The organism is Streptomyces sp. NPDC006476 (assembly GCF_040612015.1).
In the GTDB taxonomy this organism is placed as follows: Bacteria; Actinomycetota; Actinomycetes; order Streptomycetales; family Streptomycetaceae; genus Streptomyces; species Streptomyces griseorubiginosus_B.
The window spans coordinates 1-14905 of sequence record NZ_JBEXPK010000026.1; the positions used below are offsets into that span (position 1 = coordinate 1).

General features: G+C 72.8%; 13 protein-coding genes and 1 rRNA gene. 11 read left to right on the forward strand and 3 right to left on the reverse strand.

The window, feature by feature from the left end:
* Both rrf and ABZZ74_RS27560 read left to right on the forward strand, forming a co-directional pair.
* Positions 1–95: ribosomal RNA gene (rrf, locus tag ABZZ74_RS27555) — 5S ribosomal RNA — on the forward strand; the annotation flags it as partial.
* Between the two features lie 1182 nt (positions 96–1277).
* Complete coding sequence (locus ABZZ74_RS27560) at positions 1278–2039, forward strand: hypothetical protein (protein WP_356769535.1); 762 nt, start codon at positions 1278–1280, stop codon at positions 2037–2039.
* A gap of 75 nt (positions 2040–2114) precedes the next feature.
* Here ABZZ74_RS27560 and ABZZ74_RS27565 read toward each other — a convergent pair whose 3' ends face one another.
* Positions 2115–3407 carry a DUF1015 domain-containing protein gene (locus ABZZ74_RS27565; RefSeq protein ID WP_356769317.1) on the reverse strand — a complete coding sequence of 431 codons (1293 nt, stop codon included), beginning with the start codon at positions 3405–3407 and terminating at the stop codon, positions 2115–2117.
* A gap of 72 nt (positions 3408–3479) precedes the next feature.
* Here ABZZ74_RS27565 and ABZZ74_RS27570 point away from each other — a divergent pair, with 72 nt between their 5' ends.
* The 4 genes from ABZZ74_RS27570 to ABZZ74_RS27585 all read left to right on the forward strand — a co-directional run bounded on the left by ABZZ74_RS27570 (position 3480) and on the right by ABZZ74_RS27585 (position 7524).
* Entirely contained in the window at positions 3480–4508 is a 1029-nt protein-coding gene (locus ABZZ74_RS27570) for an HAD hydrolase-like protein (RefSeq protein ID WP_356769319.1), read from the forward strand.
* Between the two features lie 87 nt (positions 4509–4595).
* On the forward strand, positions 4596–5639 hold the full coding sequence (locus ABZZ74_RS27575; RefSeq protein ID WP_356769321.1) for an iron chelate uptake ABC transporter family permease subunit: 1044 nt from the start codon (positions 4596–4598) through the stop codon (positions 5637–5639).
* Positions 5636–6673 (forward strand): iron chelate uptake ABC transporter family permease subunit, encoded by a 1038-nt coding sequence (locus ABZZ74_RS27580; protein WP_356769323.1) that lies wholly within the window; start codon positions 5636–5638, stop codon positions 6671–6673. The genes ABZZ74_RS27575 and ABZZ74_RS27580 overlap by 4 nt, the downstream gene beginning before the upstream one ends.
* Positions 6670–7524: an ABC transporter ATP-binding protein gene (locus tag ABZZ74_RS27585; protein WP_356769325.1), complete on the forward strand. Its 855-nt coding sequence runs from the start codon at positions 6670–6672 to the stop codon at positions 7522–7524. Before ABZZ74_RS27580 ends, ABZZ74_RS27585 begins: the two co-directional genes overlap by 4 nt.
* A gap of 8 nt (positions 7525–7532) precedes the next feature.
* Here ABZZ74_RS27585 and ABZZ74_RS27590 read toward each other — a convergent pair whose 3' ends face one another.
* On the reverse strand, positions 7533–7880 hold the full coding sequence (locus tag ABZZ74_RS27590) for an SCP2 sterol-binding domain-containing protein (RefSeq protein WP_356769327.1): 348 nt from the start codon (positions 7878–7880) through the stop codon (positions 7533–7535).
* Between the two features lie 42 nt (positions 7881–7922).
* Between ABZZ74_RS27590 and ABZZ74_RS27595 the strand changes: the two genes are divergently transcribed.
* From ABZZ74_RS27595 to ABZZ74_RS27615, 5 genes are all read left to right on the forward strand, one after another.
* Positions 7923–8240: a hypothetical protein gene (locus ABZZ74_RS27595; RefSeq protein ID WP_356769329.1), complete on the forward strand. Its 318-nt coding sequence runs from the start codon at positions 7923–7925 to the stop codon at positions 8238–8240.
* Between the two features lie 7 nt (positions 8241–8247).
* The gene (locus tag ABZZ74_RS27600; RefSeq protein ID WP_356769331.1) at positions 8248–9063 is read left to right on the forward strand and encodes a TlyA family RNA methyltransferase; all 816 of its coding nucleotides are present in this window, start codon (positions 8248–8250) and stop codon (positions 9061–9063) included.
* The gene (locus tag ABZZ74_RS27605; RefSeq protein ID WP_133047303.1) at positions 9060–9965 is read left to right on the forward strand and encodes an NAD kinase; all 906 of its coding nucleotides are present in this window, start codon (positions 9060–9062) and stop codon (positions 9963–9965) included. Before ABZZ74_RS27600 ends, ABZZ74_RS27605 begins: the two co-directional genes overlap by 4 nt.
* Positions 9966–10052: 87 nt before the next feature.
* Positions 10053–11771 carry a DNA repair protein RecN gene (recN, locus tag ABZZ74_RS27610; RefSeq protein ID WP_356769537.1) on the forward strand — a complete coding sequence of 573 codons (1719 nt, stop codon included), beginning with the start codon at positions 10053–10055 and terminating at the stop codon, positions 11769–11771.
* Positions 11772–12104: 333 nt separating this feature from the next.
* Complete coding sequence (locus tag ABZZ74_RS27615) at positions 12105–13241, forward strand: glycosyltransferase family 4 protein (protein ID WP_356769333.1); 1137 nt, start codon at positions 12105–12107, stop codon at positions 13239–13241.
* Positions 13242–13245: 4 nt separating this feature from the next.
* On the opposite strand, the gene ABZZ74_RS27620 is transcribed toward ABZZ74_RS27615, so the two are convergent.
* Positions 13246–14886 carry a PucR family transcriptional regulator gene (locus tag ABZZ74_RS27620; RefSeq protein ID WP_356769335.1) on the reverse strand — a complete coding sequence of 547 codons (1641 nt, stop codon included), beginning with the start codon at positions 14884–14886 and terminating at the stop codon, positions 13246–13248.
* Positions 14887–14905: the final 19 nt, after the last annotated feature.

The following is a 14905-nucleotide window of genomic DNA, read 5'->3' on the forward strand; positions in this document are numbered from 1 at the left end:
AAACGCCCGGTTACATTTCGAACCCGGAAGCTAAGCCTTACAGCGCCGATGGTACTGCAGGGGGGACCCTGTGGGAGAGTAGGACGCCGCCGAACAATCTTTGGAAGGACCCCTGGTCCCAGCGTTCAGCTGGGACCAGGGGTCCTTTCGTTTTTACAATGCTTGCGGTACCGAAGACAGGAGTCACCATGTCCACCAACTCTCCCGACGACCGACCGGAGCGCGACCAGCGGCGACGGGACAGTGGTGACCGCGGTGACCGTGGCGGTTACCGCGGCAACCGCGCTGGTCAGGGTGACCGTGGCGGTTTCCGCCGTGACGACCGCCGTGACGACCGGCGTGACGATCGTCGTGATGGCCGGCGGGATGACAATCGCGGTGGCGGTTACGGTCGTCGGGACGACCGGCGTGACGGTGACCGCGGCCCGCGGCCGGCCTTCCAGCGTGACGATCGTGACCGTGATCGTGGCCCGCGTCGCGACGACCGTGACCGTGACCGCGGCGGCTTCCGCCGTGACGATCGCGGCGACCGGGGCGAGCGCCCGTCCTTCCGCCGTGACGATCGCGGAGATCGAGGCGACCGGGGTGAGCGTCCTTCCTTCCGGCGTGACGACCGGGGCGAGCGGCGTGACAGCGACCGCGGTGGGTTCCGCCGTGATGACAACCGTGGCGGTTTCCGCCGCGACGACCGGCGCGACGACCGGCGCGACGACCGTCGTGATGGCCGGCGGGATGACAATCGCGGTGGCGGTTACGGTCGTCGGGACGACCGGCGTGACGGTGACCGTGGTCCCCGGCCGGCCTTCCAGCGTGACGATCGTGACCGTGATCGTGGCCCGCGTCGCGACGACCGTGACCGTGACCGCGGCGGCTTCCGCCGTGACGATCGCGGCGACCGAGGCGAGCGCCCCTCCTTCCGCCGTGACGATCGCGGCGACCGGGGCGAGCGCCCCTCCTTCCGCCGTGACGACCGGGGCGAGCGTCCTTCCTTCCGGCGTGACGACCGGGGCGAGCGGCGTGACAGCGACCGGGGCGGGTTCCGCCGCGATGACAACCGCGGTGGTGGCTACGGTCGTCGGGACGACCGGCGAGACGGTGACCGTGGTGGTTCCCGCCCCGCGTATCAGCGTGACGACCGCGGTGGACGTGGTGGCCCCCGCCGTGACGACCGCGGTGGGCGCCCCGGGGGCTTCCGCGGGCGGGACGACCGGCAGGGCGGAGGCCGTTTCCGCGATGACCGCGACCGGGACCGCGGCGACCGGGAGCCGATCAAGCGGCTGCCGATCCCCGAGGACGTCACCGGCGAGGAGATCGACAAGGACGTTCGGCAGGAGCTGCAGAGTCTGCCCAAGACGCTCGCTGAGGATGTCGCCAAGAACCTGGTGATGGTCGCCCGGCTCATCGACGAGGACCCCGAGGGCGCGTACGGCTACTCCAAGGTCGCCCTGCGGCTCGCCTCGCGCGTGGCCGCCGTACGGGAGGCGGCCGGGTTCGCCGCGTACGCGAACCAGAAGTACGCCGAGGCGCTCGCCGAGTTCCGGGCCGCGCGGCGGATGACCGGCAGCGCGGAGCTGTGGCCGCTGATGGCGGACTGCGAGCGTGGCCTTGGGCGGCCCGAGAAGGCGCTGGACATGGCCGGGGCGCCCGAGGTGCACAAGCTCGACAAGGCCGGGCAGGTCGAGATGCGGCTGGTCGCGGCCGGCGCCCGGCGTGACCTGGGGCAGCTGGACGCGGCGATCGTGACGCTGCAGAGCCCCGAGCTGGCCTCCAACTCCGTTCAGCCGTGGACCGCGCGGCTGCGTTACGCCTACGCCGACGCGCTGCTCGCCGCCGGTCGTGAGGGTGAGGCGCGGGAGTGGTTCGCCAAGGCCGTCGAGGCCGACCGGGACGGCAGCACGGACGCTTCGGACCGGCTCGCCGAGATGGACGGGGTCGAGTTCGTCGACGCCTTCGACGAGAGCGACGGTACCAATGGTGACGACGTTGACCTCGAAGACGTCGACATCGAGGACAAGGACGACGAGGACGACAAGGACTGACGCAGTCGGTCTGTGACGACGAGGGGCGGGGCCATACGGCTCCGCCCCTCTTTTGTGTCTTCTGTGTCGGCCCGGTCAGAGGTCCAGTGCCCGCAGCACCAGACCCGACGCCGGCTTCGGGCCGAAGGACGTCGACTTGCGGGGCATGGTCACGCCCTGGCGGGCCAGGTCGCGGACGACCTCCTCGCGGACCGGGTGCATCAGGACCGCCGTACCGCCGTCGCGTTCCGCCTTCGCGACCGTGGCGGCCGTGTCGTGGATGTAGGCGATGTGGGCGGGGGAGTCCTCGGGGATGTGCCAGACGTGGTCGAGGAGGGTGGCGTGCAGGACGGTGGCGTCCAGGGTGCGCCAGGCCGCCGGGCGGCCGACCGGGATCGTGCGGGCCAGGAGGGCCGGGTCGGGGCGGTCCAGCAGGTGGAAGGCGCCGTCTCCCGCCAGCAGGAAGGCGTTGCCCGCGCTGGCCGCGTCGGCGAGGGCCTCCAGGGCTTGTGACAGGGGGACGTCGAGACGTCGTACCCGGAACAGGCCTTCCACGGCCTCCAGCGCGTCCGCGACCGGCAGGCCGTGCAGGAGGCGGTGGATGGCGCGGACGCGGAGGGGGTAGCGGGCGGTGTCGACCAGGAGGACGAGGCCGTAGTCCCAGGGACTGGGGGAGGGGTGCTCGGTGCGGAGCCGGCGGTAGGTCGCCCAGCGGTGGTGGCCGTCGGCGATCAGGGCCTGGTGCCCAGCCAGTTCGGTCTGTATGCGGGTCAGGTCGGAGGGGTCGGTGACCGACCAGAGGCGGTGACTGTAGCCGTCCTCCGTGGTGGTGGAGAGCAGGGGTGGGCGACCGGCGACGCGTTCCACGATCTCGCTGGTGGCGGCCGACGAGCCGTTGCCGCGGTAGGTCAGCAGCAGGGGCTCGAGGTTCGCGGAGGTGGCGCGCATCAGGGCCGCACGGTCGGCGACCACATGCGGCATGACGTCCTCATGGGGCAGGACCACACCGTCCGACGGGTCGGAGACGCGCAGGGCGCCGATGATGCCGCGTTGCAGCATGCCGTCGTCGTGGCGCTGTTCGTAGACGTACAGGCCCGGTTCGGGGTCGGTGGTCAGGACGCCCTCGTCGAGCCAGCGGCGCAGGGTGTCCGAGGCCTGTTCGTTGCGGGCGTGCGGGGTCGGGGCCTGCGGGAGGATCAGGCGGACGATGTTGTGCGGGTCGGAATCCTGCAGGTGGTGCAGGCCGTCGGGGCGTACGACGACGTCGTAGGGCGGGGATGTCACGGCGGCCAGGCTGCCGACCCGGTCGGGGTCGTACCGCAGTCCTCGGAACGGGGTGAGTTCCAGGCCTCGGCGCGCCGTTGCTTCCGGGTGACCTGCAGTGTTCATCCCGGCATCGTACGTGTGTCAGTGGCGTGCGGGATGATCGGGGGAAAGCCGTCGAACGAGGAGCGATGCGGAATGAGCCAGAGCGTCAGGACGAGGCCCGAGGGCAGTGGGCAGGCCCTGAGCAAGGCGTACGACACCGCGCTGCTCGACCTCGACGGGGTGGTGTACGCCGGGGGCCACGCCATCGCGCACGCGGTCGAGTCGCTGGCCGCGGCCCGCGAGGGCGGGATGCATCTCGCGTACGTCACCAACAACGCGCTGCGTACCCCGGACACCGTGGCCGGGCACCTGACCGAGCTGGGGATCCCGACGGGCGCCGACGACGTCATCACGTCGGCCCAGGCGGTCGCGCGGCTGATCAGCGAGCAGGTGCCGGAGGGGAGCCGGGTCCTGGTGATCGGCGGTGAGGGGCTGCGGGTCGCGTTGCGGGAGCGGGGGCTTCAGCCCGTGGAGTCGGCGGAGGACGAGCCGGTGGCGGTCGTGCAGGGGTACGGCGGGCCCGAGTTGCCGTGGGGGCGGTTCGCCGAGGCCTGTTACGCCATCGCGCGCGGGGTGCCCTGGTACGCCTCCAACACCGACCTGACGATTCCGAGCGCCCGCGGGATCGCGCCCGGCAACGGCGCGGCCGTGGAGGTCGTGCGGATAGCGACCGGCGCCGAACCCCAGGTCGCGGGCAAACCGTTGCCCCCGATGCACCGCGAGACCATCCTCCGTACCGGCGCCGAGCGGCCGTTGGTGGTCGGGGACCGGCTGGACACGGACATCGAGGGGGCGTTCAACGGCGAGGTCGACTCGCTGCTCGTCCTCACCGGCGTCACGGACGGCGCCCAACTGCTCGCCGCGCCCCCGCAGCACCGGCCGACGTACGTCGACGCCGACCTGCGCGGGCTCCTCACGGGACAGCCGGAGGTCGGCGAGGCGGGAGAGGGCTTCCGGTGCGGCGGCTGGACCGCGACGGCGGGTGCCGAGCGGCTGGAACTGGACGGTGACGGAGAGCCGTTGGACGGGCTGCGGGCGCTCTGTGCCGCCGCCTGGACGGTGGCCGGTGAGGGTGTGTGCGAGCTGGAGACGGGGAAGGCGCTGGCACGGCTGGGGTTCTGAACACCGGGGATCGAGTTTTCAGCGCCGGGTTCCAGTTCTCAGCACCGGGGATCGAGCGCCGATGCGAGGGTAGGCTAACCTAACCTCGTGTTGGTCGACAGTCCTCCCGAACAGTGCGCGGAGACCGCCCCCGCGCCCCCGACCCGCCGGGCGGTACGTGCCTTTGGGCTGCTCGTGTCCGTCGCCGTCCTGGTGCTCGTCGCGCTGGCGAGCATCGCGATCGGTGCGAAGGGGCTCTCCCCGGAACAGGTCTGGCACGGGCTGTTCCAGGACACGGGCACCTACGGCGACGTCGTGGTCGACGAGCGGCTGTCGCGGACGGTCCTCGGGCTGCTCGCCGGCGCCGCGCTCGGCCTCTCCGGCGCGGTGCTCCAGGCGCTCACCCGCAATCCGCTGGCCGATCCGGGGCTGCTCGGCATCAACGCGGGCGCCTCGGCCGCGGTCGTCACGGCGATCACGTACTTCGGGGTCACCAGCCTGAGCGGCTACGTCTGGTTCGCCTTCGTCGGCGCGGCCGCGGTCGGCGCGCTGGTGTGGTTCCTCGGCGGCAGCCGGGGTGCTACCCCGGTGCGGCTCGCCCTCGCCGGTACCGCCATCAGCGCGGCCCTGTACGGCTATCTGCAGGCCGTGATGATCACCGACGACGCCGCGCTCGGCAAGATGCGCTTCTGGACGGTGGGTTCGCTGTCCTCGGCGACCGACTCGACGATCCTCCAGGTGCTGCCGTTCCTCGCGGCCGGCACACTCCTCGCCCTTGGGCTCGCCCGGCCGCTCAACGCCGTGGCCATGGGCGACGACACTGCCAAGGCCCTCGGCGCCAACCTCAACCGCACCCGGGCGCTGTCCATGCTCGCCGCGACCGTGCTGTGCGGCGCGGCGACCGCCGCCTGCGGGCCGATCGCGTTCGTGGGGCTGATGGTCCCGCACGTCGTACGGTCCTTCACCGGTCCCGACCTGCGCTGGATCCTGCCGTACGCCACCATCCTGTCCCCCGTCCTGCTGCTCGGCGCCGACGTGATCGGCCGGATCGTCGCCCGCCCCTCCGAGCTGCAGGTCGGTGTCGTCACCGCGCTCATCGGCGGGCCGGTCTTCATCTTTCTGGTGCGACGGCGGAGGACGGCGCAGCTGTGAAGACCACCCGAGTCCTGCGGACCCCCGGCGGCCTCTCGCTGCGCCTGGACATGCGTGCCGTCACCGTCGTCGTCCTGCTGCTGCTCGCCGCGCTCGCCGCGAGCGTCGTGCTCATCGGCACCGGCGACTTCCCGATCCCGGCCGGCGACGTGGTGAGGACGCTGCTCGGCGACGGCAACGCGGGCCAGGAGTTCATCGCCAGGGAGCTGCGACTGCCCCGGGTCCTGGTCGGTCTGCTGGTCGGTGCCTCCCTCGGGCTCGGCGGGGCGCTGTTCCAGGCCGTCACCCGCAATCCGCTGGGCAGCCCGGACGTCCTCGGCCTCGGGCAGGGGGCGACCGCCGGGGCCCTCACCATGATCGTGCTGTTCTCCGGGAGCGCGGCCCAGGTCACGCTGGGCGCGCTCGTGGGCGGCCTGGTGACCGGGCTGGCCATCTATCTGCTCGCCTGGAAGCGGGGCGTGCATGGGTACCGGCTGGTCCTGGTGGGCATCGGCGTCTCCGCGGTCGTCACGGCGGTCAACGGCTATCTGCTCACCGTCTCCGACCTGGTCGACGCGGCCCGCGCGGTCGTGTGGATGACCGGTTCGCTCAACGGCCGGGACTGGGACCAGGTCTGGCCGCTGCTCGCGCTGTGCGCGGTGCTCGTGCCGCTCGTCCTCGCCAACGCCCGCGGGCTGCGGATGATGGAGATGGGCGACGACGTCTCGAACGCCCTCGGCGTGCGCGTCGAGCGCGTGCGGGCGCTGCTGATGGTGGCGGCCGTCCTGCTCGTCGCCACGGCCACCGCCGCGGCCGGCCCCGTCAGCTTCGTCGCCCTCACCGCCCCGCAGCTCGCCCGCCGGCTGACCCGCTCGCCCGGCCCCAACCTGCTGCCGTCCCTGTGCATGGGCGCCGCCCTCCTGGTCACCGCCGACTGGGCCTCCCAGCGTCTCTTCGGCGCCGACCAGCTGCCCGTGGGCGTGGTCACCGGTGTCCTCGGCGGCGTCTACCTGCTGTGGCTGCTGGTCACCGAGCGCAAGGCGGGCCGGATATGAGCGGCTCGGCGAACCCGTACACCCCAAGGAGCACCGTGAACCGCCTGTCCGCCGAGAACGTCACCCTGGCCTACGACCAGCGGGTCATCGCCGAGCAGCTCTCGGTGGAGATCCCCGACAACTCCTTCACGGTGATCGTCGGCCCGAACGCCTGCGGAAAGTCCACGCTGCTGCGGGCGCTGTCGCGGATGCTCAGGCCCAGTCAGGGCCGGGTGCTCCTCGACGGGCAGGTCATCCAGTCGATGCCGGCGAAGAAGGTCGCCCGCACGCTGGGTCTGCTGCCGCAGTCGTCGATCGCGCCCGACGGGATCACTGTCGCCGACCTGGTCGGCCGCGGCCGCTACCCGCACCAGGGCCTCCTGCGCCAGTGGTCCGCCGAGGACGAGCGGGTCGTCCAGGAGTCCATGGCGCGGACCGGGGTCGCCGAGCTCGCCGAGCGGTACGTGGACGAGCTGTCCGGCGGGCAGCGGCAGCGGGTGTGGATCGCCATGGCGCTCGCCCAGCAGACCCCGCTGCTGCTGCTCGACGAGCCGACGACCTACCTCGACATCCAGCACCAGATCGACGTGCTCGACCTGTGCGCCGAGCTGCACGAGGAGCACGGGCGGACGCTGGTCGCCGTGCTGCACGACCTCAACCACGCCGCCCGCTACGCCACGCATCTGATCGCGCTGCGCGAGGGGACGGTCGTCGCCGAGGGCGCGCCGAAGGACATCGTCACGGCCGAGTTGGTGGAGAAGGTCTTCGGGCTGCGCTGCCAGGTGATCGACGACCCGGAAACGGGCACCCCGCTGGTGGTCCCGGCGGCGCGCACGGCCCGCGCGCGCGTGGTGGCTGCAGAAGCTTCCTGAGGCAGCGGCTACAGGAGCTTCCTGAGCTGGAACAGGTCGCGCAGGCCCGCCTCCAGCTTCACCCGGCCCGAGCCCCACGCCTTGGCGAAGTTCAGCTCGCCGTTGACCAGGGCCACCAGGTCGTCGCCCTTCATGGTGAGTCTGATCTGGGCGCTCTCCGTCGGAGAGCCCTGGATCGTGTCCTGGACGACGATCCGGCCGCCGGTCATCCGGCCGACGAAGGTGATGTCGAGGTCGGTGATCCGGCAGCTCACCGAGCGGTCCAGGGCCGCCGCTGTGCGGACGTCCCCCTCGGCGTGCTGCATGTTGTCCGAGAGCTTCTCGAGTGCGGCGCGGCACTCCTCGATCGTGGCCATCGGGATCGACGGTACCCCAGGGCTTCGGGGTAGCGTCTGGGCATGAGCGACACACTGCCGGAGGGCGACGGCCCGCAGGAACCGCCCGAGCCGGTGGACGAGCCCGCGTACGACCCCGCCGCCCCCGCCCCGCTGAACGTGCCCCGCACCCCGACCGGCAACGCCGAGGTCGACGCCCAGCTGGAGCGGCTCGGTGACGCCGACCACCTCGCCACGGACGGACATCTCGAGGTGTACGAGGATGTACACCGGGGGCTGCGCGACGCGCTGACCGCGCTCGACGCCCGACCGGGACCTCCGGCGCCCTCACCGTCGTACGGCACGAGGGGGCCTTCACCCTCGTATGGCAACAGGAGCTGAACCGAACGTGGCAGGAGTTGCACGTCGCCGTCTGGACGCGGAGTTGGTGCGCCGCAAGCTCGCGCGCTCGCGTGACCACGCCGGGCAGCTGATCGCGGCCGGGCGGGTCACCGTCGGCAAGACCGTCGCGACCAAGCCGGCCACCCAGGTGGAGACCGCCGCGGCGATCGTCGTCGCGGCCGACGACAACGACCCCGACTACGTCTCGCGCGGCGGGCACAAGCTCGCGGGCGCCCTACAGGCGTTCGTGCCGCGGGGGCTCGTCGTCGAGGGGCGGCGGGCGCTGGACGCCGGCGCCTCCACCGGCGGTTTCACGGATGTGCTGCTGCGCTCGGGGGCCGCGCACGTAGTTGCCGTCGACGTCGGCTACGGACAACTCGCGTGGACTCTGCAGAGCGATGAACGCGTCACCGTCAAGGACCGTACGAACGTACGCGAGTTGACGCTCGAAGCGATCGATGGGGAGCCTGTGGATCTTGTCGTGGGGGATCTGTCCTTCATCCCGCTCGGCCTGGTACTGCCCGCCCTGGTGCGGTGTGTGAAGCCGGATGCCGATCTGGTGATGATGGTCAAGCCGCAGTTCGAGGTGGGGAAGGAACGGCTGGGTAGCGGGGGAGTGGTACGGAGTCCGCAGTTGCGGGCGGAGGCGGTACGGGGTGTGGCCCACAAGGCGTGGGAACTCGGACTCGGGGTGAAGGGTGTCACCGCCAGTCCGCTGCCCGGACCCTCCGGGAACGTCGAGTACTTTCTGTGGCTGCGGGCCGGAGCACCCGAACTGGACCCGGCCGATGTCGATCGTGCAGTTGCGGAGGGGCCGCGTTGACACAGAACCGAGCTCGAACGGTTTTCCTGCTCGCCCACACCGGACGGCCGGCGGCCATCCGCAGCGCCGAGCTGGTCGTGAAGGGGCTGCTGCGCGAGGGGATCGGGGTACGCGTCCTGGAGTACGAGGCCGCCGACCTGCCGCTGCCGGAGGAGGTGGAGCTGGTCAAGGAGGCCACCGCCCAGTGCCTCGAGGGGTGCGAGCTGCTGATCGTGCTCGGCGGTGACGGGACGCTGCTGCGGGGTGCGGAGTTCGCTCGCGCGTCCGGGGTGCCGATGCTGGGCGTCAACCTCGGGAGCGTGGGGTTCCTCGCGGAGGCCGAGCGGGATGATCTCGACAAGGTCGTCGACCGGGTGGTGTCGAAGTCGTACGAGGTCGAGGAGCGGATGACCGTCGACGTCGTCGTTCACCGCAACGGGGACATCGTCCACACCGACTGGGCGCTCAACGAGGCGGCCGTGCAGAAGGCCGGGGCCGAGAAGCTGCTCGAGGTCGTCCTCGAGATCGACGGGCGGCCGGTCACGGGGTTCGGCTGCGACGGCATCGTGCTGTCCACGCCCACCGGGTCGACCGCCTACGCGTTCTCGGCGGGCGGGCCCGTGGTGTGGCCCGAGGTCGAGGCGCTGCTGATGGTGCCGATCTCCGCGCACGCGCTGTTCGCGAAGCCGCTGGTGACCTCGCCGAACTCCGTGCTCGCCGTCGAGCTGCTGCCCCACATTCCGCCGGGTGTGCTGTGGTGCGACGGGCGGCGGACGTTCGAGCTGCCACCGGGGGCGCGGGTGGAGGTGCGGCGGGGTGCGGTGCCGGTGCGGCTGGCCCGACTGCATCACGCGTCCTTCACCGACCGGCTGGTGGCGAAGTTCGCGCTGCCGGTCTCCGGATGGCGGGGAGCGCCGCACTGACCCCCCGGGACATCCACTCGCCCGAGTGACAGGGTGCCTCGCGTATCTCCGTCCCTACCTCGTAAGGTCGTAGCCGTGCTGGAAGAGATGCGGATACGGTCGCTCGGCGTCATCGACGACGCGGTCGTCGAGCTGTCGCCCGGGTTCACCGCCGTCACCGGTGAGACGGGTGCGGGCAAGACCATGGTCGTCACCAGTCTCGGGCTGTTGCTCGGCGGCCGGGCGGACGCGGCGTTGGTGCGGATCGGGGCCGAGAAGGCCGTCGTCGAGGGCCGGATCACCGTGCCCGCGGATGCCTCCGCCGTGGTGCGGGCCGAGGAGGCCGGGGCCGAGCTCGACGACGGGGCCCTGTTGATCAGCCGTACCGTTTCCGCCGAGGGGCGGTCGCGGGCGCATGTGGGCGGGCGGAGCGTGCCGGTGGGGCTGCTCGCCGACCTCGCCGACGACCTGGTGGCCGTGCACGGACAGACCGACCAGCAGGGACTGCTGAAGCTGTCCCGGCAGCGGCAGGCGCTCGACCGGTACGCCGGTGAGGCCGTGGCCGGGCCGCTGGCCAAGTACGGCGAGGCCTATCGCCGGCTGCGGGCCGTCTCCGTCGAACTGGAGGAGATCGTCACGCGCGCGCGTGAGCGGGCCCAGGAGGCCGACATGCTGCGCTACGGCCTCGAGGAGATCGCCGGCGTAGAGCCGCGGGCCGGGGAGGACGTCGAGCTGGCCGAGGAGGCGGAGCGGCTCGGGCACGCGGAGGCGCTGTCGTCCGCCGCCACGGCCGCGCATGCCGCCCTCGCCGGGAATCCCGAGGACCCCGAGGGTATCGACGCCGCCACGCTCGTCGCGGGGGCACAGCGGGCACTGGACGCCGTGCGGTCGCACGACCCCGCGCTGTCCGCGCTCGCCGACCGCATCGGGGAGATCGGGATCCTCCTGGGCGACGTGGCCGGGGAGTTGGCGGGCTACGCCGACGACCTGGACGCGGATCCCCTGCGGCTGGCGGCGGTTGAGGAACGGCGGGCCGCGCTCACCGGGTTGACCCGGAAGTACGGCGAGGACGTCAACGCCGTGCTGGCGTGGGCCGAGCGGAGCGCGGCACGGCTGACCGAGCTGGACGGTGACGACGAGCGGATCGACGAGCTCACCGCGGAGCGGGACGCGCTGCGTTCCGAACTGGGCGGGCTGGCACAGGCGTTGACGGACGCGCGGGCGGAGGCCGCCGAGCGGTTCGCCGCGGCCGTGACCGCGGAGCTGGCCTCGCTCGCCATGCCGCACGCGCGCGTGTCGTTCGAGATCCGGCAGACCGAGGACCCCGAGGGCGTGGAGGTCGGCGGGCGCGCGGTCGCCTACGGGCCGTCCGGTGCCGACGAGGTGGAGCTGCTGCTCGCCCCGCATCCGGGGGCGCCGCCGCGGCCCATCGCCAAGGGGGCGTCCGGTGGTGAGCTCTCGCGCGTGATGCTCGCCGTCGAGGTCGTCTTCGCGGGGACGGATCCGGTGCCGACGTACCTCTTCGACGAGGTCGACGCCGGTGTCGGCGGCAAGGCGGCCGTCGAGATCGGGCGGCGACTGGCCAGGCTCGCCAAGACCGCCCAGGTCGTCGTCGTGACCCATCTCCCGCAGGTCGCCGCCTTCGCCGACCGGCAGTTGCTGGTCGAGAAGACCAACGACGGGTCCGTGACCCGTTCCGGCGTGAAGGTGCTGGAGGGCGAGGAGCGGGTCCGGGAGCTGTCCCGGATGCTCGCCGGGCAGGAGAACTCGGAGACGGCCCGGGCCCATGCGGAGGAACTGCTGGCCACGGCTCGCGCGGACGTGTAGGAGCCGGTGGGGGTGAGTCTCATCACGCGGTCCGTGGGCGGCCGTTGGGGCTGGCGGGCGGTCGCTGAGGCCGGTGGTACGCCAGGGGCGGCTGTGCCGTCCGCGCGCACCAACCCTCCACCGGTCCGTCGCGGAACGCCCCCTTCTCACTCGTGTGAGTGACCCGGCCCCGGTCTCCGGGCGTTGCCCGGCGCCTCCGCGGTGCCGGAACACCCGTACGTGCTGGCATCCTTGAGTTGGTACGTGGAGGAAACAGCGCGGTACACCCCCACCGCCCGGTCCTTCTGTACCTTCTTCGTGACCGCCCGACGCCGAACCAGGAGCCCCGGCCACGTGAGCCCCGTCAGCAGCCCTACGCCGCACGGTCAGTCGTCGCTGCGCACCGTGCAGGTGCTGGGCGGCGGCAACGCCGGCAGCAGCGCGCATGTGCGCTCGCTGGCCTCCGGGCTCGTTGCGAGGGGCGTGCGGGTGACGGTGTGCGCCCCCGTCGAGGCCGATCACCTCTACGACTTCACGGGCACCGGCGCCGAACACGTGCACGTACCCCGCAGCAGCGACCCGGGGTCCGTGGCCGTGCTGCGGGAGGCCTGCAGGAACGCCGACCTGGTGCACGCCCATGGACTGCACGCCTCCTTCCGCGCCGCCCTCGCGCTCAGCGGACGCCGCACCCCGCTGGTCGTCACCTGGCACAACCACGCGCGGGCCGAGGGGGCCCGGGCACATCTGCTGCGTCTGCTGGAGCGGCGGGTGGTGAAGGCGGCCACCGTGGTGCTCGGTACGACCTCGGACCTCGTGGACCGCGCCCGCCGGACCGGAGCGCGCGACGCACGGCTCGCGGCCGTGGCGCTGCCCGGCCGCCGCGGCACCGCCGAGCACGACGACCCGGAGCGGCTCGGCTCCAAGATCCGGGCCGAACTCGGCGCCACCGGGCGCCCCTTGCTGATGGCCGTCGGTTCGCTCGACCGGCACCGCGGTTACGAGACCCTCCTGGACGCCACCCGCGCCTGGTGCCGCCTCGACCCCGTGCCGCTCGTCGTCATCGCCGGCGAAGGCCCGCTGCGGGGCATGCTGCAGCGCCGTATCGAGGACGAGGAACTGCCCGTACGGCTCCTCGGGCGGCGCGACGACGCGAGCGAACTGCTCACCGCCGCCGATGTGGCGCTGCTGCCCAGCAGTTGGGAGTCCCGCTCCGTGCTCGCGCAGGAAGCCCTGCATGCGCGTGTGCCGCTCGTCGCGACCCGCGTCGGGGGCGTCCCCGAACTCGTCGGCGACGCCGCGGAACTCGTCCCGTACGGCGACGCGAAGGCCCTCGCCGACGCCGTCACCCGGCTCCTCACCGACCCCGTCCGACGCGAACTCCTGAAGGACAGGGGCACCCGGCAGGCCGCCACCTGGCCGACCGAGGACGAGACGGTCGCCCAGGTACTGAGCGTCTACGACGAGTTGACGCAGCCCCGGCCCCTCATTTAGGGATCTAGGACACGTGCCGGCGCGCTCTGAGCGCCAGGCTCAACGCCAGTACGGTCTGCGGGTCTTCGAGGTCCGTGCCGAGCAACTCGCCGATGCGGGCGAGGCGGTTGTAGAGCGTCTGCCGGTTGAGGTGGAGTTCGCGGGCCGTTTCCGCCTTGCGGCCCGCGTGCGCCAGGTACGTCTCCAGGGTGGGCAGCAGGGGCGGCCGGGAGCGGTCGTCGTGCTCGCGCAGGGGGCCGATCGCGCGGTCGACGAAGGCCGCGAGGTCGGGGTGGCCCCGCAGCCGCCACAGCAGGAGGTCGATGTCGAGGCGGCGGGCGTCGTACCAGGGGCGGTCCGTCAGGCCCTGCGCCGCCGTCGCCGTCTCCGCCGCGTGCCGCAGCCCCGCCGACGCCGCCGCCCAGCCGCCCGCGACGCCCACGACCACGACCGGCGGCTGCGCCCCCGGCCGCTGCATGCCGGCCCGCTCCACCCCGGCCCGCAGCGCCGCCGCCACGCGGTCCGCGACCGCCGGCCGCTCCGACTCCGACCGCAGGCCCAGCAGGACGAGGACACGGCCCTCCACGGGCCGTACGCCCAGCAGCACCGGCACCCCCACCGAGGCCAGTTCCTCGGAGACGGCACGCGCCAGCACCGCCCAGCCGCCCCCGGGCGACAGGGCGTCCCCGAGCCGCATGACGACCGGCAGCAGCGGACTGGTGCCGGGCTTGAAGCCCAGCACGCGCGCCTGCGCGGGCGCGTCCTCGGCGGTGATCCGGCCCTCGGCGAGGTCGGTGAGGAAGTCGCCGCGCCCGCGTGCCGCCAGTTCCTCCTCCTGCCGGGCCTGCATCAGCACCACGGCGAGGATGCCCGCGGCCCGCTCGGCCGCCATCCGGTGGACCGGCCCCAGCGGGGCCCGTACGGGCAGCAGCACCAGCCGTGCCCGCACCGAACCGGTCCCCGGGCCGCCCCCGGGCACGTCCACCAGCACGGAGCCGGACGGCGGAGCGTCCTTGTGCTGGCCGCGCAGCCCCTCCCACACCTGGAGCGGGTCCGCGCCCTGGGGGCCCTCCCCGGCGGCGTACAGGAGCTGGCCGTCGGGTGTCTCCAGGAAGACCGGGTTGCCGCCGAAGCCGGCCAGGATGCCCAGCACCTGGGGCACCCCGCCGCCGCCGAGCAGGGCCTCCGTACAGCGGCGGTGCACCTCCTCGGCCCGCTGGAGCAGCGCGTAGTGGCCGTTGACGATCTCGGTGTGGATCTCCTCGGTGACCGTCACGAAGGGCACCTCGCGGTGCAGCTGGACCAGCGGCAGACCGGCCGCGCGTGCCGTGTCGACGAGGGCCGCGGGCAGCCGGGTGAAGCGCGGGCCCAGCTCGACGACGAGGGCGGCGATACCGCGTTCGGCCAGGGTGCGGACGAACACGCGCTGGTCGGCCGGGCGGGTGCCGAGCCCGTAGCCGGTGGTCAGCAGCAGCTCGCCGCCCTTGAGCAGCGAGGCGATGTTGGGCACCTCGCCCGCATGCACCCAGCGCACGGTGCGCTGCAGCCGGTCCGCGCCCGCGAGCACCTCGGGCAGCCCGCTGCGCAGCCCGGGCAGCTCCAGCGCCCGCTGAACGGTGATGCCGGCGCCCTGGGTGGCGAGTCTGCTGTCCGTGCCGCTGTCCATAGCCGGACGCTACCTGCGC

What these genes read in the sequence shown, in the direction of transcription:
- ABZZ74_RS27565 (WP_356769317.1), bottom strand. Translation starts at nt 3,407, where the DNA reads ATGAACACTGCAGGTCACCCGGAAGCAACGGCGCGCCGAGGCCTGGAA.
- ABZZ74_RS27570 (WP_356769319.1), top strand. Translation starts at nt 3,480, where the DNA reads ATGAGCCAGAGCGTCAGGACGAGGCCCGAGGGCAGTGGGCAGGCCCTG.
- ABZZ74_RS27585 (WP_356769325.1), top strand. Translation starts at nt 6,670, where the DNA reads ATGAGCGGCTCGGCGAACCCGTACACCCCAAGGAGCACCGTGAACCGC.
- ABZZ74_RS27590 (WP_356769327.1), bottom strand. Translation starts at nt 7,880, where the DNA reads ATGGCCACGATCGAGGAGTGCCGCGCCGCACTCGAGAAGCTCTCGGAC.
- ABZZ74_RS27595 (WP_356769329.1), top strand. Translation starts at nt 7,923, where the DNA reads ATGAGCGACACACTGCCGGAGGGCGACGGCCCGCAGGAACCGCCCGAG.
- recN (WP_356769537.1), top strand. Translation starts at nt 10,053, where the DNA reads ATGCGGATACGGTCGCTCGGCGTCATCGACGACGCGGTCGTCGAGCTG.
- ABZZ74_RS27620 (WP_356769335.1), bottom strand. Translation starts at nt 14,886, where the DNA reads ATGGACAGCGGCACGGACAGCAGACTCGCCACCCAGGGCGCCGGCATC.